Raw genomic sequence first — 18,534 nt, forward strand, 5'->3', positions numbered from 1 at the left:
GCGCAAATTATACTGATAAGCCATGGCAAGGCAATATCCTAGATCACTAATTGAGTAATAAAAATGGCACAGTAATCAAGCTGTAGTCGGGTTATTTCCACATTGTTACTTGAATGTACAATCTTGACTTTGATTACGATAGACGCCTTGTGCACTGCGTTTGCCTCTGATATGGTCGCTAGCAGTCAAATTTATAGAGTAAGGTTGTGATGAAACAAACCTATCGATATTACTACCGATTTAGGCAGCCTCAGGGGCTTAGCTAAAGATCATTGGTAGATAAGGTTAGCTAAGCTGTTGAGGCCCACCAACGCGCACTAAGGCAGAGATGCATAGTTCGGTTAGGAGGCTAAAGCTTAGTGTATGTTTTATTGCTAAATCCCTCCTTTGCAGTCGTTCTAAATCTGACCTTCCAAAATAGATAACAATTAAAGACAGGACAATTTTGTGAACTTAAAAATGCTCGGCTCTATTGCCATTGTTGCGGGCACCGCAATTGGTGGCGGCATGTTGGCGCTTCCACTTGCTACAGCCTCGTTAGGCACCATTCCGGCGTTACTGCTTTTGATCGCCATTTGGGGTATCTCTATTTATACCTCTCTACTCATGCTAGAGATTAATTTACGCACCGGCGTTGGTCTCAATGTGCATGCCATCACGGGAAAAACCTTAGGTAAAGTTGGCCAGTTAATTCAAGGCGGCTCGTTTTTAAGCTTACTGTTTGCCTTAACCATGGTGTACTTGATGGGCGGCTCTTCGTTATTAGAGTCACGTTTTGAGCCGCTGGGTATTACCATGAACCATGAGTTCGCGGTGTTACTGTTTACCCTTGTATTTGGTGGGTTTATCGCCATTGGTGTGGCCTGGATTGATAAGGTTTCACGGGTATTGTTTACTGCTATGGTGGCTCTGTTCATTATTGTGGTGTTGTTTTTATTACCCGAAGTTAGCCCAAGCTACATGCTCAGAGAGTCGGCGACCGAGTTAGTGTCTAAAGGTGAATTGGGTAACCTATGGTTAGCCGCTATCCCAGTTGTATTTACCTCGTTTGGTTTTCATGTGTGTATTGCGACGATTGTGCGCTATTTAGATGGCGATGCCATGTCGCTGCGTAAAGTGTTAATCATAGGTTCTACCATTCCATTAGTGTGCTACATCCTTTGGTTAATGGTGACCCTAGGGACAGTGGGCGGCGCGACGGTATATGGGTTTGACGGCTCACTACCTAAGCTTGTGTCAGCGTTACAAGGCATCGCACAATCGGCTGTTTTGCAACAGTGCATTGACCTGTTTGCCAACTTAGCATTAATCACTTCATTCCTTGGTGTGACCATGAGTTTGTTTGACTATATTGCCGAATTGACCCGCGCACGTGATGATATTGCTGGGCGAATCAAAACCTGGTTGATCACCTTTATACCGCCACTGTTATGTGCGCTTTATTATCCTGATGGCTTTATTCAGGTGTTAGGTTTTGCGGCGATTCCTTTAGTCGTGATGATTATTTTCTTACCGATTGCGATGGCGCTTAGTCAACGTAAACAAAACCTTGGCGGTTACCAAGTCATGGGCGGCACGCCTGCACTATTGGCGTCGGCAGCGGTAGGTGCGGTGATTATTGCTGCGCAGCTGTGGGTCGCGCTGTGATCCTGTCACTAACAGTGCAATCGAACTGTGATGATTAAAGGTACACAGTTCGTTACAACTCAAGCGGTTAACTAGCAATGTTTGCCTGTGTGTGAGTTGGTAGGTTTTATGATAAAGTCGGGCTCTAGCCCGACTTTTTTATGCCTTAAATTTAAGGGCGCTAGCACCATCATATTAATCTCCATCACATCAAATAGATAAGGATCGGGTGGGGATTCGATGAGATAACGATAACAAAATGGACTTAACAAAATGAAGAAACTGATATTAACAGCAGCACTAGCGGCCTCGTTCACGGCGCAGGCTGACGAGGGGATGTGGCAGCCATATCAGCTACCTGCAATGGCAGATGAGCTGAAAGCCAAAGGGTTGGAGATTGATGTAAAATCTATCTCAAAATTAACCGAATTCCCAATGAATGCCGTTATCAGCCTAGGTGGCTGTACTGCATCATTTGTGTCACCCAAAGGGCTTGCTGTGACTAACCATCACTGTGCTTACGGCTCAATTCAGTACAACTCAACACCAGAGAAAAATTTACTGCAAGATGGCTTTTTAGCTAAAACTTATGCAGAAGAGTTGCCAGCTACGCCGGGTTCACGCATCTATGTTACCGAAGCCGTCACCAACGTAACTGACAAGGTTAAGCAAGGGTTGGCCGATAAGGTTGGCAACGCGTTTTATCAAGGCATCGAAGCCAAAGAGAAAGCCTTGGTTGCAGAGTGTGAAGCTGAGGATGGCTATCGCTGTCAGGTATATAGCTTCCATGGTGGCTTAGAATATTACTTAGTTAAACAACTTGAGATCCGCGATGTACGCTTGGTGTATAACCCAGCAGCAAGCGTGGGTAAGTATGGCGGCGATATCGATAACTGGATGTGGCCACGCCACACTGGTGATTTCTCCTTCTACCGTGGCTATGTATCAAAAGCGGGCAAGCCTGCTGACTTCAGCCAAGACAATGTGCCTTACGAGCCAAAGAGCTTTCTTAAAGTCTCGGCTAAAGGCGTGAGTGATGGTGATTTTGTTATGGTGGCGGGTTATCCAGGTCGCACTAACCGTTACCGCACCGCCAATGAAGTCGAAAACCAGTTTGAGTGGGCGTACCCAGAAGGAAAAATGCTGCGCGAACGCTTTATTGAGATCATTAAAGAAACCGCCCCTGAGGGCAGTGATGAGCGTATTAAGTACGAGAGCCTCATTGCTGGCTTGGCTAACTACGCCAAAAACTTCACCTCGATGATTGAGTTTTATGGCAAGTCGACCATGCTTGACGACCGTAAAGGACGTGAAGCAGAGCTAACGGCTTGGATCAACAAAGATAGCAAGCGTCAGGCTAAATATGGCGAGACCATGGCTGAGCTTGATAAGCTGATCAAAGAGAGCCAAGACAACCAAGAGCGTGACATCATCTTAGGTTACTTAGGCTACACCACCATGCTGCCAACAGCGCGTAAATTGTATCGCTTAGCCAATGAAAAGCAGCTTGATGATATGGCACGTGAGCCTGGCTACCAAACACGTGACATGACACGCTTTAAGTCAGGCATGGAGCGTATCGACAGACGTTATGCGCCAAGCGTAGACAAAGCGGTTGTGCTTGATTTGTTGACGCGTTATGCGGCGTTACCGGCCAGTGAGCGTATTCCAGCACTCGATAAAGCATTTGGTCTGGGTAAAAAGTTTGATGCAGCTAAGCTGAGTAAAACGCTAGACAAAATGTACGCTAAAACAGAACTTGGTAATAAAGAGTTCCGTCTCGCTTGGATGGACAAATCAGTGAGCGACTTTAAAGCCTCTAACGATCCGTTTATTAAGTTTGCGGTAGCCATGTATGACACCGATATGGCCCAAGAGAAGAAAGAGAAAGAGCTAGCGGGTAAGTTAATGAAGGTCCGTCCTCAATATATGGATGCCATTATTGCTTACAACAAAGAGCTAGGTAAGCCTGTCTATGCCGACGCTAACTCAAGCTTACGTGTGACCGTGGGTCATGTGAAAGGTTACTCACCACAAGATGGCTTACACGCTGTGCCATTCACTCGTCTTGAGGGGATTTTGGCTAAAGATACTGGCGCCGATCCATTCGATGCTCCAGCTAAGCAGCTAGAACTGATTAAGCAGAAGCAGTATGGCGACTTCTATATGAAGTCTATCGACTCAGTGCCAGTTAACTTCCTATCAACTTTAGACACTACCGGTGGTAACTCAGGCTCCCCAACACTAAACGGCCGTGCCGAATTAGTGGGTCTACTGTTTGACGGTGTGTATGAGAGTATTATTGGTGATTGGGGTTACGATACTGACACCAACCGCTCTATCCAAGTTGATAGCCGTTATATGCTTTGGGTGATGAAGTACCTAGATAATGCAGATAACTTGCTAGAAGAGATGGAAATTGTTCACTAATTTTAACGATTAGTGGAGGCGCTTTAGTTACTTTTACCAAGTAACAGGCACCCGTTATTGAAAGGGCTTAGATGAAAATCTAAGCCCTTTTTTCATGCCTTTAAATTGGTTGTAGTTAGCTTAGTGCTTACAAACGAGAGGCATGGACGCCGAACTGGCTTTTAGACATGGACGTTGTTCGAGCACTTCTATGTGAGCTCTACCGTGACATCTACGTGAATGGATTCACAAATGCCGCGATGACATGGATGTCAGAGAACGGCCATGCCTCAGAAGGTCACAACTGTGTTCGCACCGAGTTTTCTATCTCTTCGATTTGACCTTGCTGCTACGGTAATCACAAGTTAAATCGTTTCTGGACAAAAATAAGCTGGCCTTGGAATGAAGGGGCTGGCCTTTTTGTGGTTTAACATTTGGCTGAATTAGTGTTGGTAGAGTGTCTTTGAAATTTGTATCTTCACTTTAACTAATCGCCTGTCCGGCGTGGAGCAGAAGTATCTGCACATCCCTCGCCGGACAGGCGTTAGATGGCGATAAAGGAGCGACCTTCAACGTATTTAATAAATGAACATATCGTCAAATGTTAATCAAACAAACTATAGAAATGCCAGACGTTCATTCCAAGGCCAATCCACTTTGGGGCAAAAGCTTCTTAGATTTTAATTCTCAAGTCACACCAAATACGGTTAAATCGAAGAGAGTTAATAACCCAGTGTAAGCGCGGTTTTGGCCTTCGAAATCATGGCCAAAAATGTTCCCGACATTTTTCGGCATTCCCTACTTCCATGTAAGTCAGATGATTTCGCAGAGCCCAAAAGGATGTGCTCACAACAATATCCCTATCTAAAAGCCAGTTCGGCACCCCTGCCTCTCGTTCGTTAGCATGAAGCGATGCTTCACTCACCGTGCCAAAAGAGCGCTTGCACATTCCTCGCCGGACAGGCGTTAAGTAACAACGAAGGTATGACCTTCAAACACACTTAACAAATAAGATGCAGCCAAACGCTACTTAAGCTAAATGAAAAAATGCCAGACCTTCATTCCAAGGCCAACCCTCTTTGGGCAAAAGCACGTTAACTTTTTACTCGCCACTCACACCAAATGCAGCTTAATCGAAGAAACGTTAGAAACCAAGTGTAAACGCGGCTGCGGCCTTTGCCAGCAGGGATGCTGGCGTAGAGCCCACAAGGATGTGCTAGCGGCGTGTCGCAGAAGTGTTTGCACATAAGGTCACCGCAGGTGATTGATTGCTATGAAGGTACGACCTTCAAATACCCTTAACAAATAAGATGCGGCCAAACGCTACTTAAGCTAAATGAAAAAATGCCAAACCTTCACTCCAAGGCCAACCCACTTTGGGGCAAAACTAGGTTAGCTTTTAATGCGTTATTAGTCCCAAATGAAGTCAAATCGAAGAGAGTTAATAACCTAGTGTAGATGCAGCTGAGGGTATCGAAAACATGGCCAAAAATGTTCCCGACATTTTGTAGCATTCCCTATATCCATGTAGATCACCCATGTAGATCATCCATGTAGGTCAGCTGTTTTCGTTAAGCGGCCAAGGATGGCAAAGCGTCCCGAAGCAGTCTCTGCACATTCGCTCATCACGGGTGATAGATTGCCATGACGGTATACCTTCAAAAATACGGCTAAAATATAATGAAGCCTGCCGCTACTCAAGAGAATACAGATGTTTACCCTATGTTTGATGCTTGATCAAACCTTTGAGCGATGACTCTTCCGCATACGTTAGGGGGCGTAACTCTCCCTCTGTAAGGTTGCCCAGTTGCAAGGATTCGATAGCAATGCGTTTGAGATCGATAACTTTAAACCCAAGTGCTTGACTCATGCGCCGTATCTGCCGATTAAGCCCTTGGGTTAACACAATTTCAAACCGGTCAGTGCTTAGGCGCGTAATCTTACAGGGCAGTGTGGTGACATCCTTATAGCTAACGCCCGCAGCCATTTGCTGTAAAAAGGTATCGTCAAAGGCGCGTGCCACCTGTACCTGATAGTATTTTCGGTGGTGAAAGTCAGGGTGCATTAGGCTTTGGGTTAGCGCCCCGTCATTGGTGAGCAGCAGTAATCCTCGTGAGTCTTTATCTAAGCGGCCAACAGGATAGAGTCGAGGTTGTTTAGGCAATAGGTGGATAAGACTCGTCGGATCATGTGCCAACAGGCGGCAATCGGTACCCACTTTTTTGTGTAGCATCCAATACTGCTTAGTTTCAATTGGTCCAAGCGGCAAGCCATCCACCATGATGTTCAGCGCGGCGCACGGCTGAAGCTCTTGTGTTGTCAAAGAAAGGTTTATCTGGTCAATATGGTTAGCGATACGCCCAGCAATTGTCACGCGGCCGTCACGAATTAACCGTGTGGCGGCGCGTCGAGAGCAGTGCCCTGTGAGAGCGATATATTGGGCTAGGCGCATACTATGATCAATCAATAGGTCACAGACAGGCTTTTTGACCGCGAATCTTTATAACTTTGCCTTGCAAGCTTGTTCACCGTGAGCGCCAGCATGATACACCAGACCATCACTAAGTTGGTTTGGCACCACATTACAATCGCAACCATGCAGGGCATATCGGCTGGATGTTGGCATGGGTCAAAATCTAAGGTGCTCCAATTGAGCAGAGTGGCCAATGTGCAAGCGCAAATGAACCCCAGCGCGCTGACAATAAACAAGGGGGTGGGAAAGGCCACTTTATGGTTGACGCGTGCGCACATGGTCAAAAAGTAGAGCGCGATAGTGCCCACTAAAAAACTGGTCGAATAGAGCCTGTGCTCAAACAGATAATTGATAGGGTAGATACCGATAAGGATGATTGACACCCCAACCCAAATACCCGCTATTGAGATGTAGTTACCAAAAAGGCCCAATTTAAGCTGCATCAGTCCATACATGGCGAGCAGAATACAGCTTCCAGCCATAATTAGGCCCATATTAAAGATGTAGGCGAGTGGCGAGTTAACATAGTTGCCCAGAAAGTCGGGGCGCTGACTAAAGGTCGCTAATCCTATCTCTTGAAACTTGGCGAAGAGTGAAATTGAGATGCCTAACGCAGAGGCTAATGCGCCGGCCAAAATAGTGAAAACCACCATGCGGTGTAGATCATAATTGATATGTTGTTGTGGGGTCATAGGTTGCCATTTTCTTATTTTTATCAACATAAAAAAGGAGCACAGTTAGCTGCACTCCTTTGATGGTTGGCACGATCTCTTATGAGGTGTAATTCACAACATAGGTTGTGAGCGCCTCATTTAGCGCCTTTTGGTCATTTCCCTATGGCTACAGTTTAAGTGAAAATGGCGGCTTTGTGGTAGCTAGTTTTTATCCAAATGTAACATATTATTTCTGCCGGGCTGCCATTAATGACGCTTACGCAGTACGACAATTGCAATGGCTACCACAGCCAATACCATGCAATACCATGCGTGTGTGACCGCTTCTAATGGGCTAATGCTAAAGGTTGAAGCAATCAACAGTGCTTGGGCACCATAGGGAATTAACCCCTGCACAATGCAAGAGAAAATGTCTAAAATACTCGCGGCACGCTTAGGCGTTACATTGTGTTTCTGTGCCAGCTCTTTTGCGATATCGCCCGTTACGACAATCGATACCGTGTTGTTAGCGACGCAGGTGTTAGTGGCGGCAACAATACCTGCCATCCCCAATTCTGATGCGCGGGTTGATGCCTCGCCTTTGGCTTTTGAAAAACGAACAATCAATTTTTCAATCTGTTTGCTGACAAAGGCTAAGCCGCCTTGTTGTTGCATTAATGCCGCTAATCCACCGACTAACATGGAGAGAATGAAGATCTCTTGCATGTTACTAAAGCCAGCATAGATATCTTGACCAAATTGAATTACACCATAATCCATAGTGAGCAAGCCAGTGATCCCAGCCAGTAAAATACCTATGGTTAACACCACGAATACGTTAAGGCCTGATACCGCTAAGATTAAGATGGTGAGATAAGGTATAACTTTAACAAAGTCAATATCTTGTGCGGCTACATCAGCTTGACCTTGGCCTACCAAGGTGAAAATAACTAAGGTGATGATGGAGGCGGGAATCGCGAAGATAAGGTTTTCTTTGAACTTATCTTTCATCTCACAACCTTGGGTGCGGGTTGAAGCTATCGTGGTGTCGGAGATGATAGAGAGGTTATCACCAAACAGTGCACCAGAGATCACCGCACCAGCCATAATAGCAAGGTCGATTTGTGCTTCATTTGCAACACCAAGCGCAATCGGTGCAACGGCAGCGATGGTGCCCATTGAGGTTCCCATGGCGGTTGCTATGAATGCCGCTATGACAAAGAAGCCCGGTAACAGTAGGCTTGATGGAACAAGTGATAGGCCAAGGGCAACTGTTGCATCTACGCCGCCAGTGGCTTTGGCGACTGCAGCGAAGGCGCCTGCCAGTAAATAAATGAGGCACATAGCAATAATATTGGCGTGGCCAATACCAGCAATAAAGGTTTCAATGCTTTGATTAAGCTTCTGCTTAGAGATGATCAGCGCGAAAATAATGGCTGGCAGAATCGCAATCACACTCGGCAGCTGGTAAAACGCAAAGTCTACCCCTTGGCTTTGGAAATAAACCCCCGCACCAATAAACAAGGCTAGGAATAAAAACAGTGGTAAGAGTGCAATAAACGATGCGCTGGGCTTTGCGGTTGAGGTTTGGGCATGTGTAGAAGTAGTCAATTTGGTCTCTCTTTTCTCATAAACGGCTCTATAGCGGAGCATCTCAATATAACGAGATACGAACCTTAGGTTCCCATGCCCTCCTAGCTGGAACCTGCCGCCATCAATGGGCAGCATTGGTTATCTCAATAGGTGAGAGGATATGAGATTGGAAGACGTCTGTCAATTTAGACGTCTAGATGTTTTTACTTCTATATGTATCCGTGACGTTAAATTGCGTGTTAGGTCACCTAAACGGCTACTGATTGGCATCACTTAACTTGCCAAGATCGATTGAGGAGATCAAATCTTTTGTGGCGAACACCTGGTGAGTCTGCCAATAGAGAGCGCCCCATGTTAACCTTGTGGTAGAAATTGCAATCAACCAAGAACCCTAATGCAACTGATTGATATTGATAAAACCGTCTACCGTAAACACCTCAACCGTGTGATCACGGTTTTTGTTGCCAGCCTTGCCATACTATCTGTGTTACTGGGGCAATTACTGATTCAGTTTTTTGGCCAGACACAGGTGGCCAGTGGCGAGTCGACCGGTAATCTGCACCTTAATGTTTTAGGTGTCCTTGTTGCGGTCATTATTTGTGCTGGCACCTTATACTCGCAACGAGAGCATATTTATTTTAAAGAGGTGTTTTATGTTTCTCGGCTTAAAGCATTGCAAAACCGGATTTACCGCAAACTAAAATCGATTAAACAGCAGGCCGAAAAAGATGATGTCGATGCCCTGATCACCCTAAGCTTTTACTATGCAAGTCTGAAATTCGTCTATCTCTTGGATGACAACACTCTAACGTTGAATCAGGTCGACAGCGACTTTTTAGCCATTAAGCAGCAAATTCAAGTTCGTGGTCTTAACGTCGATGAGCGTGATTTTAAAGTGGAAATGCTAGAGGGCTTGTGACTTTTCATCAATAGCATTAATTAACCCGTAGGTTTGATTAATGCTATTGGGCTCCATCGGCGCTCCGTGTTTTTCGTGTTGTTATTTTCTCATCTTGCGCCAAGGCTATTCCTGCGACAGCGAGAATACCTCATTAAATGCTGCCATGAGTAGCTCCACTTTCGCACTTTCGCGAGCGGACTGCTTTACCACCATAGAGAGATTAAATTGGTAGCTGGCTTCCTCGCCATGAATAATTTTCATCTCTTTAGCTTCAAGCTCTTGCTGGATATAGCTGAGCGGCAGATAACCTAAGTAGCACCCCGATAAGATTAAGGTTTTACGTGTATCAAACTGATATGCCTTTGCGGATAGATTTAGGCGCTTAAGTTGTTCTCGGCCGTCGGGGTCGATATCCACGCCCGGATGAATAGAGGGGGTCTTAGCCAGCATCTCAGCACTGATCTCCTTATCTTCTAGTAAAAAATAGGGATGCAGGTGGCTGCAACAGAGATAAATCGGCTCACTGAAGATGGTTTGATAGCTCAGACCTTCGACTTGTTGGTAGCTAGGCAATAGGCCAACGTGGGCTTTATCTTGTAGTAGCGACTTCTCAATATGGTGCAGTGCTTCGCCATCTAAAATCAGGTGCAATTGCGGTTGGCGTTGATGAATGTAAGTGATCACTTGCGCGAGCTTTTGCTGCATGGTGTGGTCAAGTTGATCGGCACAAAGTATCACCAGTTCTCCAATTAACTCTTCACCTAGGTTGTTAACAAACATAGAGAAATCATTGAGTGAGTCGAACAGTTCGATACAGGCATGATACACGGCTTGTCCTGCTTCGGTGAGGGCAAAACCGCCACGTCCTCGACTGCATAACTTCAGTTTCATGCGGCTCTCAAGGTTGGACATATGCACACTGATGGTAGAGCGTGTCACACCTAGCTCATTTTCAGCTGCCGCGAAGCCACCGTTTTCAACAACGGTGCGAAATATGCGTAATAATCGCAGGTCATATTCGGTTACGGCTTTAGGAATAATGGACTGTTTACTCATTAGTTTTACCGCTATAAAACTTATTGTTGATTATTTTGTATTTAACCTGAGATAGTTTTGCTATTCAATAGAGAAATATGCCCGTTAACGTCAACCCTTTCGATTGGAGTATTTATGCAGGGAATAAAAGACAGCCAGTTAATTAAACTCGCCTCATACATTGATGGTAACTGGTTTCAAAGCGATAACCGATTTGCCGTCATCAACCCGGCCAATCAACAAGTGGTGGCAGAAGTTGCCGATGCGGGAATAGAGGAGACTCAAGCTGCGGTAGTCGCGGCCAAAAAAGCGCTCCCTGCTTGGTCAAAAAAATCGGCCAATGAGCGCGCTGCCTTGATGCGTAAATGGTTCAATTTGATGATGGAACACCAAGACGACTTAGGCCGACTACTCACTTTAGAGCAAGGTAAGCCGCTTGCTGAGGCTAAGGGCGAAATTGCCTATGGTGCAGCCTTTATCGATTGGTTTGCCGAAGAGGGCAAGCGTGTTTACGGTGACACCATCCCAGCCCCAGCCAATGACAAGCGTATTTTGGTGATTAAACAACCTGTGGGCGTAGTGGCGTCAATTACGCCTTGGAACTTCCCTAACGCGATGATTGCCCGTAAAGCGGCGGCGGCCCTTGCCGCTGGTTGTACCTTTGTTGCGAGGCCATCCCCTCTCACGCCACTTTCAGCCTTGGCGATGGCAGAACTTGCCGAGCGCGCGGGCATTCCGGCTGGGGTATTTAACATTGTGGTGGGTGAAGATGCAGTTGGTATGGGTAAGGTGCTGACTCAACATCCAGATGTAGCCAAGTTTACTTTTACGGGCTCAACAGCGGTGGGCAAGATTTTATTGGCTCAGTGTGCGACGAGCGTGAAAAAGGTCTCCATGGAGCTCGGTGGTAATGCGCCGTTTATTGTGTTTGACGATGCAGATATCGATGCGGCGGTTCAGGGCGCGCTTATCTCTAAGTATCGCAATGCGGGCCAAACTTGTGTGTGCACCAACCGTATCTTTGTACAGCGTAATGTGGCAGAGGCATTTACTCAAAAGTTTGCTGCTGCGGTAGCAAACCTGAATGTGGGTGATGGTCTAGGCGATGGGGTGACCGTTGGTCCAATGATCTCTAAAACTGCTGTCGACAATGTACTTAAGTTGGTTGATGACACAGTCTCTAGCGGTGGAACAATCATCAGTGGCGGCCAGCGCAGTGCGTTGGGTGAAAGTTTCCTTGCTCCGGTGATTGTGACTGGCGTGACGAATGAGATGCCTCTGGCGCGCAATGAGATTTTTGGACCAGTCACACCTATCATCACGTTTGACAGTGAAGATGAGGTGATTGCCATGGCCAATGATACTGAATATGGGCTGGCAGCCTATTTCTATGCCCGTGATATTGGTCGTATCTTCCGCGTCGGAGAGGGGCTTGAGTTTGGCATGGTCGGGGTCAATGAGGGGATCATCTCTAATGCGGCGGCACCTTTTGGCGGGGTGAAGCAGTCGGGTAATGGCCGCGAAGGTTCTAAGTATGGGCTAGATGACTACTTAGAGATTAAGTATTTGTGTCTTGGTGGGTTAGATAAATAACACCGACTTTAGTTGAGTAAAGGATAAGTAGATGAACAACGCGAATTTACAGGCTCGTAAAGTGAACGCCATAGCAAGGGGCCAAGGCAACGCCTATCCCGTTTATGTTGAGCGGGCGAAAAATGCTGAGCTATGGGACGTTGAAGGAAACCGTTTTATCGATTTTGGTACCGGGATTGCCGTGTGTAACACAGGTCATAGCCATCCCAAAATTGTCGCCGCGGTCAAGGCGCAACTGGATAACTTTAGCCATACCTGTGTCATGGTTAACCCTTATGAATCGGCCGTTGAGCTGGCAGAAAAGCTGACTCAAGTGGCTCCGGGTGATAGTGACAAAAAGGCAATTTTTGTCACCACAGGTGCCGAAGCGGTAGAGAACTGTGTCAAGATTGCTCGCGCGCATACTGGACGTCGTGGGGTGATCGCGTTTAACGGTGGCTTCCATGGTCGCACAAATCTAACGATGGCACTGACGGGAAAAATAAGCCCGTATAAGCATCAGTTTGGCCCGTTTGCGGGAGATATTTTCCACGCACCTTATCCAATGGCCCTGCATGATGTAAGTGTAAAAGATGCCTTAAAAGCGGTTGAAAATCTGTTTAAAGTCGATATCGCCCCGTGTGATGTCGCAGCGATTATTGTAGAGCCAGTGCAAGGCGAAGGAGGTTTTTACGCTGCTCCTGCTGAGTTTTTACAGGCGCTACGTCGTATCTGTGATGAGCATGGTATCGTGCTGATTGCCGATGAGATCCAAACTGGGTTTGGCCGTACAGGTAAAATGTTTAGTTTTGAACATGCAGGAGTTGAACCCGATTTGATCACTATGGCCAAAGGCATTGCTGGTGGCTTCCCAATTGCAGCTGTGGTGGGTAAGAGTGAAATCATGGATGCGCCGCTCCCAGGTGGATTAGGTGGGACTTATGGTGGATCTCCTGTGGGCTGTGTTGCCGCATTAGCGGTACTCGAGGTGATGGAAGAGGAAAACTTAGTTGAGCGTGCAGCACAGATTGGTGCGATCTTTAATGAACATTTAAGTGCATTGCAGCAGCGCTACCCACAGCTCATTGGTGAGGTGCGTAATCAGGGCGCAATGATTGCCATAGAGTTAGTGATTGATGGCGATTGCGAGCAGCCCAATACGGCGCTAACCCAAGCGATTATCGCTAATGCGGCTAAGCATGGATTAGTTTTGTTAGCCTGCGGTTTCTATGGCAACGTGATCCGCTTCCTACCTGCGCTGACCATTAGCGACGACATCATTCAGGAAGGACTAGGGAAGTTCAATCAGTTATTTGCTGCAGTAGCAAAGTGACATGCTAACTAAAACAAGGGTCTAACAGTTTTAGCTGTTAGGCCCTTTTTTATTCTCTTCTGTGCCATAAATGCATCGTCTGGCCTTGAATAACATCGACGAAGCGCGTAAAACTGCCTGTCAGCAGTCGTTGTTTTATTAGTTGGTCACTTGGCCAGTGCAGTTTGGAGCAAAGCGTTTGAACCATATAGTTTGGAATATTGATCCTGTGATGATCTCATTCATGGGGTTAACCGTGCATTGGTACGGGGTACTGTTTGCGGTGGCGATTGCCAGCGGTTTTCAGGTGATGAAGCGTATCTATGTCAAAGAGGGCTTAGATGTTGAGTCGTTAGATAATCTACTTATCTATTGTGTCGTCGGGATTATTGTAGGCGCGCGTCTGGCGCACGTGCTGTTTTACGACCCCAGTTATTACTTCTCTCACCCAATGAAAATATTGGCCATATGGGAAGGGGGGCTCGCTAGTCATGGTGGCGGACTCGGCGCGATTTTAGCGCTCTATTACTATCAGCGTAAGGTGAAATTACCTTTCCTATTTTTGCTCGATAGACTCGCTATTGCGACAGCCATATTTGGCTTTTTTGTGCGTATGGCAAATTTTGCCAATTCAGAGATCCTCGGTCTACCGAGCGACAAACCTTGGGCGATTGTTTTTGAGCGCGTCGACATGTTGCCACGCCATCCTGCGCAGTTGTACGAGGCCATTGCGTACCTGCTGATCTTTATCCTGTTGTGGTTGGTTTATAAAACGACTCAGATGAAGCAGAAATACGGTGCGATATTTGGGTTGTTCCTGGTGTTGGTGTTTAGCTCACGGTTTGCCATTGAGATGGTGAAAGTTAAGCAAGCTGCCTACGCCCAAGATTGGACCATGAGCGCAGGACAGATGTTAAGTGTTCCGTTTTTGCTGGTGGGGGTCGTGTTACTGCTGTTGCCATACCTGAGAAAACGTTAGTGTTTGATTGATATTTTTTTGGTAAAGCTCAACATCTGTTGAGCTTTTTTATTGGAAAGATAAAGTAATTTAATCATGAGTTTATCTTGATTAAGCGTTAGCTTGTTTCTGCTATAATCATCACAGCAAAGGCTGTGCCGTTATTTAACGTCGCTCATAAATGTTCACAAGGGAGCTCTATGTCATACGAAATTATTTTACTCGGTGTTGCAGTGCTTATTGCGGTGGGGATCTTGCTTCATCACCCTTCTAAGACATTAGGGCTTCCATCCCTGCTTATCTTTATGGGAGTCGGCCTGAGCTTAGGCAATGGCGAATTTGATTTTGTGTATGACAACCTCACTATCACCTCGACTGTTGGGGTCATTGCGCTGAACATGATTGTTTTTGTCGGGGGGATTAATACATCAACTGAGAGTATTAAGCTGGCCTATAAAGAGGGGGGGGTACTCGCCACTTTTGGGGTTTTTTTTACCACAGTGATTTTAGGCTTACTCTTGTACCCACTGACAGACTGGAGCCTAATCATCTGCTTACTTTTTGCCGCGGTGGTGTCATCGACCGATGCTGCAGCGGTGTTTTCGATTTTAGAGTCTAAGAAGCTAAAGCTCAAAGAGAAAACCGATACAGTATTAGAGTTTGAGTCGGCGACTAATGACCCTGTTGCCTTGGTGATGGTGATGATTTTAACGGGGATTGCCCTTGCCCCTGAGCAAGCGATATCAACCTGGGATATTGGACAAACCTTAATTCTACAAATTGTACTCGGCATTGCTGTGGCATTTGTTGTGGCCAAAATAGCTGTGTGGGCGCTCAATTCTATCCATTTAGAAGAGTATGGCCTGATCCCTGTGTTTGTTTTGGCTTGCGCCATTATTGCGGCTTACGGCGCCGAACTGGCTGGCGGCAATATCCTTATTGCGTCCTATGTTGCTGGCGTGATTATGGGGAATGGTATGAAACGCGGTGGCGAGGTCACCAAACATTTCTTCAATAGTTTGTCTTGGTTAGCGCAGTCGCTGATGTTTATTATTTTAGGTCTGCAGATCTTTCCTCAGACGCTATTTTCCGTTTTTGCTCTGTCGATTGTGCCAGCGGCATTATTGATGTTGGTGGCTAGGCCGCTGGCGGTGCAGCTATGTTATCTACCGTTTACGCAGGCAAGCTGGAAAAAGCGTCTATTTATCTCATCCATTGGCTTAAAGGGCGCAACGCCGATTGTGTTCTCACTGATCCCCGCTGCTGCAGGCGTTGATGGAGCCATTGAACTGGTGCATATGGTGTTCTTTATTGTGCTGTTTTCGGTGGTATTGCAAGGTGCTGCGATTGAGCCACTAGCGAAAAAGCTTAAGCTTAATATCGACAGTTAAACTGAAAGACTAGCGGGCTATGAGCCCGCTTTTTACTCGCTATTGTATTTGTGCCCTCAAAGCGCCCAATGTTCTACTGTCCCATCTGAGCTGAGTGTGATTAGTTCATCTGAAGAGACCTGAGTCATCGCCATCACTGTTGAGCCTAAGTTATACGCAGTGATATTCCAGTGCTTCAAGGCCTCACCAGTGTTGACATCCCAACGCGTAACCGCTTGCTTTGAGGTGGCGGTTATTAACCCTTGGCCTTGGTCAACAAACAGTGCTTGGCGAAAATAGCGATAACGTTCTAGGTAATTAAGGCGGGATACCTGCTGTTGCGTTTGGGGGTCGATAACTTGATTATTATCCAGTGCATCGGCAATAAATAGACGGTGGTTTGCCGCATCGAAACTGATACTGGTGATCCGCTGTGGCAAGGAAAAGTCTCGAATGACTTGCCCATCTAAGGTCTGCCAAAGCACTGCGTGACCATCGTTACCTGCCGACAATGCCTTATCCGACTGAGTGGTAAATTCAATGTGGTTCACTTCGGCGTTGTGCAGTTTAAACATGGAGAGTTTCTGGCTGCTGCGATTGACGACGATAACAGAGCCTTCATTCATGCCAATCAAGATGGCGTTGCCTGTGTGATTTAACGCTATGCGTGAGATGGTTGCGCTGGCATCAAAGCCCTGAGCGCGCCACGACAGTATTTGTTCACCGCTACTAACGTTAATTAGCGTTAACTGCCGTTTGCCTGCGGTCAGCAGCCATCTATGATCACCTGACAGCGCAGTGAGGTAAACGGGGTCTTCAAAGTCTTGTTCATCCCACTGGTGAAGTAATTGATGACTTGGCAAGGCCCACAATGAGAGGGTGCGACTACGGCCAAGTGTTACGGCTAACGTGGCATCGCTTGCGAGTTGGCCATCAATAATGGACTCGGCAACTAAACGCTGTGTGCTCAATGGTTGTTGAGTCGGAGCTTGACTGCAGGCGAGCAAGCTCTGCAGTAGACCAAGGATTAGTAGGAGTTTAACAAGAGTTTGACTTGGCAATGAGCTCTGCTTCATAGTGATACCATAAGTGTTAGTCATGATATCACAGTGATTGCTCTGCAGTGGATTCGCTACTTCAAACGGAATACCACTTCAACGCGGTCGCTTATTGTGGTTTGTGCCTGCTGATAGCTCTCACCTACATCTCCTTGCGCTGCGGCGTTGCGCTTGTACATCACAGGCTGCACATTGTGCTGGTCAAAATAGCGTATTTCCCATACACCATCGATTTTCTCTCCAAAGCCTTTGGCTAGTGATTTGGCTTTTTGTTGGGCGTCCTTAATGGCCAAGGCTCTTGCTTGTTCAATCAACTCTGCTTCTTTGCTGGATTTGTATGAGATATCTATGATGCGATTAATTCCCTGTTCCAATGCCGTATCAAGCACTTCGTTAAGGATGTTGAGATCGTCAAGTGTTACAACCACCTTGCGACTGGCGTTGTACCCCACCTCATTATTGGTTCGGGTTTCAGGATCGTATTGATGGCGAGGATGCAGTGACAAGTTGGCACTTTGAATGTTATCTCGGTTTATCCCCGCCTGCTTTAGTCGTGCAATAAAACCTGCGACTGCCTGATCTGATGCGGACTTGGCATTGGCTGGCGTATCCGCTTGGGTGTTAACCTCAACAATCAGTTCAGCCATATCTGCGCTGATCACCACTTGGCTAGTGCCGATGGTTTCGATATGGGCAAAGCTGAGTTCGGTGGCCTGAACATTTTGGCTAGCGAATGGCAAGGTGGTTGCGAAAAAACTGCTAGCTAAGAGTGCGGCGAGAATGGTTTTTTTCATGAAGAGCTCCAAAATTTTGTCGGTAAAGTGTCGCTATGGTTACAGGTATAAACGGGCCATATTTTAAAAGGGGTTAATTGTGGCAATATTTTTTATGTGAGTGCTGCGGTAGCGCTTGCAGCCCGTATGGGCATTGGAATCGATGCTTGATTTAGAGCACTAGTGGGAAAAGAAAGGCCGAGTGTTCTGCATCCTGCACAACACTCGGCAAAGCACCTTTGGGGAGTGCTGTGGGGACCACCTGACAGATCCCCACTTTTAAATGGTTGATGTGAATGATGACTGCCATTCGGCTTAGGCTATTATTGATGTTGCCCTCTCGCCACCAATCACTGCTTCCTGCGACCACTTATTTTTTGACGAGTGAGATCCTTCTGCTCGCCTGTTATTGATTGGTAGCGGCGCTAGTCTTGGATCAGCTTTAGTTCACGCATGAGGTAGTTGAGCTGCATCGTTAACTTGTCAATTTCGGTACGAAGTGTACTGGCTCGGCTGCCTTGCTGCTCGCTCTGCCTAACCAGTTGGTAGACGGTTTTGGTCGATACGCCAAACTTCTTCGCGACTTCCGAGAGCAGCGCGTCGTTGCGCTTAACCTCTTCAACAATGCGCTGCGCTAATTTTGGGGTCATGCTTTTAGTCACTCTACTCATCTTCTACTCCTTAATGATGGACTCATCCCGATTTCGATTCATACTGGCTGGCAAAAATAATGCTCAGCTAACCCTGTATTGCAGTGCTATTCGACATCCCACTGGCTGATGCCGAGCTGCATGAAGAATC

The 18,534-nt window shown here is 46.6% G+C and carries 14 protein-coding genes; 7 read left to right on the forward strand and 7 right to left on the reverse strand.

Annotated features, from left to right (window positions below):
* Nucleotides 1-447 precede the first annotated feature (447 nt).
* Nucleotides 448-1,647 carry an aromatic amino acid transport family protein gene (locus BEL05_RS09245; RefSeq protein WP_069670993.1) on the forward strand — a complete coding sequence of 400 codons (1,200 nt, stop codon included), beginning with the start codon at nt 448-450 and terminating at the stop codon, nt 1,645-1,647.
* Nucleotides 1,648-1,899: 252 nt separating this feature from the next.
* The gene (locus BEL05_RS09250; RefSeq protein WP_069670994.1) at nt 1,900-4,056 is read left to right on the forward strand and encodes a S46 family peptidase; all 2,157 of its coding nucleotides are present in this window, start codon (nt 1,900-1,902) and stop codon (nt 4,054-4,056) included.
* Between the two features lie 1,699 nt (nt 4,057-5,755).
* On the opposite strand, the gene BEL05_RS09255 is transcribed toward BEL05_RS09250, so the two are convergent.
* From BEL05_RS09255 to BEL05_RS09265, 3 genes are all read right to left on the reverse strand, one after another.
* Nucleotides 5,756-6,487: an RNA pseudouridine synthase gene (locus tag BEL05_RS09255; protein ID WP_069670995.1), complete on the reverse strand. Its 732-nt coding sequence runs from the start codon at nt 6,485-6,487 to the stop codon at nt 5,756-5,758.
* An 11-nt stretch (nt 6,488-6,498) separates the two neighbouring features.
* Entirely contained in the window at nt 6,499-7,200 is a 702-nt protein-coding gene (locus BEL05_RS09260) for a DUF998 domain-containing protein (protein ID WP_069671038.1), read from the reverse strand.
* A gap of 228 nt (nt 7,201-7,428) precedes the next feature.
* Nucleotides 7,429-8,814 (reverse strand): Na+/H+ antiporter NhaC family protein, encoded by a 1,386-nt coding sequence (locus BEL05_RS09265; protein ID WP_051413072.1) that lies wholly within the window; start codon nt 8,812-8,814, stop codon nt 7,429-7,431.
* Nucleotides 8,815-9,148: 334 nt separating this feature from the next.
* On the opposite strand from BEL05_RS09265, the gene BEL05_RS09270 reads away from it, so the two are divergent.
* Nucleotides 9,149-9,673, forward strand: coding sequence for a DUF3087 family protein (locus BEL05_RS09270; protein WP_069670996.1), 525 nt, complete (start codon nt 9,149-9,151; stop codon nt 9,671-9,673).
* Nucleotides 9,674-9,778: 105 nt separating this feature from the next.
* Here the strand turns inward: BEL05_RS09270 and BEL05_RS09275 are convergent, their stop codons facing one another.
* Nucleotides 9,779-10,711, reverse strand: a complete 933-nt coding sequence (locus BEL05_RS09275) for a LysR family transcriptional regulator (protein ID WP_028763735.1) — start codon at nt 10,709-10,711, stop codon at nt 9,779-9,781.
* A 114-nt stretch (nt 10,712-10,825) separates the two neighbouring features.
* On the opposite strand from BEL05_RS09275, the gene BEL05_RS09280 reads away from it, so the two are divergent.
* The 4 genes from BEL05_RS09280 to BEL05_RS09295 all read left to right on the forward strand — a co-directional run bounded on the left by BEL05_RS09280 (nt 10,826) and on the right by BEL05_RS09295 (nt 15,923).
* Nucleotides 10,826-12,283, forward strand: coding sequence for an NAD-dependent succinate-semialdehyde dehydrogenase (locus BEL05_RS09280; RefSeq protein WP_069670997.1), 1,458 nt, complete (start codon nt 10,826-10,828; stop codon nt 12,281-12,283).
* 31 nt (nt 12,284-12,314) lie between these two features.
* Complete coding sequence (gabT, locus tag BEL05_RS09285) at nt 12,315-13,595, forward strand: 4-aminobutyrate--2-oxoglutarate transaminase (RefSeq protein ID WP_069670998.1); 1,281 nt, start codon at nt 12,315-12,317, stop codon at nt 13,593-13,595.
* A gap of 178 nt (nt 13,596-13,773) precedes the next feature.
* The gene (gene lgt / locus BEL05_RS09290; RefSeq protein ID WP_069670999.1) at nt 13,774-14,553 is read left to right on the forward strand and encodes a prolipoprotein diacylglyceryl transferase; all 780 of its coding nucleotides are present in this window, start codon (nt 13,774-13,776) and stop codon (nt 14,551-14,553) included.
* Nucleotides 14,554-14,732: 179 nt separating this feature from the next.
* Entirely contained in the window at nt 14,733-15,923 is a 1,191-nt protein-coding gene (locus BEL05_RS09295) for a potassium/proton antiporter (RefSeq protein WP_069671000.1), read from the forward strand.
* Between the two features lie 56 nt (nt 15,924-15,979).
* On the opposite strand, the gene BEL05_RS09300 is transcribed toward BEL05_RS09295, so the two are convergent.
* The 3 genes from BEL05_RS09300 to BEL05_RS09310 form a co-directional block, all read right to left on the reverse strand.
* Entirely contained in the window at nt 15,980-16,978 is a 999-nt protein-coding gene (locus tag BEL05_RS09300) for a WD40 repeat domain-containing protein (RefSeq protein ID WP_069671001.1), read from the reverse strand.
* Between the two features lie 56 nt (nt 16,979-17,034).
* Nucleotides 17,035-17,754 (reverse strand): oxidative stress defense protein, encoded by a 720-nt coding sequence (locus BEL05_RS09305; protein ID WP_069671002.1) that lies wholly within the window; start codon nt 17,752-17,754, stop codon nt 17,035-17,037.
* A 404-nt stretch (nt 17,755-18,158) separates the two neighbouring features.
* Nucleotides 18,159-18,404 carry a transposase gene (locus BEL05_RS09310; RefSeq protein ID WP_083250332.1) on the reverse strand — a complete coding sequence of 82 codons (246 nt, stop codon included), beginning with the start codon at nt 18,402-18,404 and terminating at the stop codon, nt 18,159-18,161.
* Between the last annotated feature and the right edge of the window lie 130 nt (nt 18,405-18,534).

It is taken from the genome of Shewanella colwelliana (assembly GCF_001735525.1).
In the GTDB taxonomy this organism is placed as follows: Bacteria; Pseudomonadota; Gammaproteobacteria; order Enterobacterales; family Shewanellaceae; genus Shewanella; species Shewanella colwelliana.

Coding starts and splice junctions, on each gene's coding strand:
- BEL05_RS09250 (WP_069670994.1), top strand. CDS start 1,900: ATGAAGAAACTGATATTAACAGCAGCACTAGCGGCCTCGTTCACGGCG.
- BEL05_RS09255 (WP_069670995.1), bottom strand. CDS start 6,487: ATGCGCCTAGCCCAATATATCGCTCTCACAGGGCACTGCTCTCGACGC.
- BEL05_RS09260 (WP_069671038.1), bottom strand. CDS start 7,200: ATGACCCCACAACAACATATCAATTATGATCTACACCGCATGGTGGTT.
- BEL05_RS09265 (WP_051413072.1), bottom strand. CDS start 8,814: ATGCTCCGCTATAGAGCCGTTTATGAGAAAAGAGAGACCAAATTGACT.
- BEL05_RS09270 (WP_069670996.1), top strand. CDS start 9,149: ATGCAACTGATTGATATTGATAAAACCGTCTACCGTAAACACCTCAAC.
- BEL05_RS09275 (WP_028763735.1), bottom strand. CDS start 10,711: ATGAGTAAACAGTCCATTATTCCTAAAGCCGTAACCGAATATGACCTG.
- BEL05_RS09280 (WP_069670997.1), top strand. CDS start 10,826: ATGCAGGGAATAAAAGACAGCCAGTTAATTAAACTCGCCTCATACATT.
- gabT (WP_069670998.1), top strand. CDS start 12,315: ATGAACAACGCGAATTTACAGGCTCGTAAAGTGAACGCCATAGCAAGG.
- BEL05_RS09295 (WP_069671000.1), top strand. CDS start 14,733: ATGTCATACGAAATTATTTTACTCGGTGTTGCAGTGCTTATTGCGGTG.
- BEL05_RS09300 (WP_069671001.1), bottom strand. CDS start 16,978: ATGAAGCAGAGCTCATTGCCAAGTCAAACTCTTGTTAAACTCCTACTA.
- BEL05_RS09305 (WP_069671002.1), bottom strand. CDS start 17,754: ATGAAAAAAACCATTCTCGCCGCACTCTTAGCTAGCAGTTTTTTCGCA.
- BEL05_RS09310 (WP_083250332.1), bottom strand. CDS start 18,404: ATGAGTAGAGTGACTAAAAGCATGACCCCAAAATTAGCGCAGCGCATT.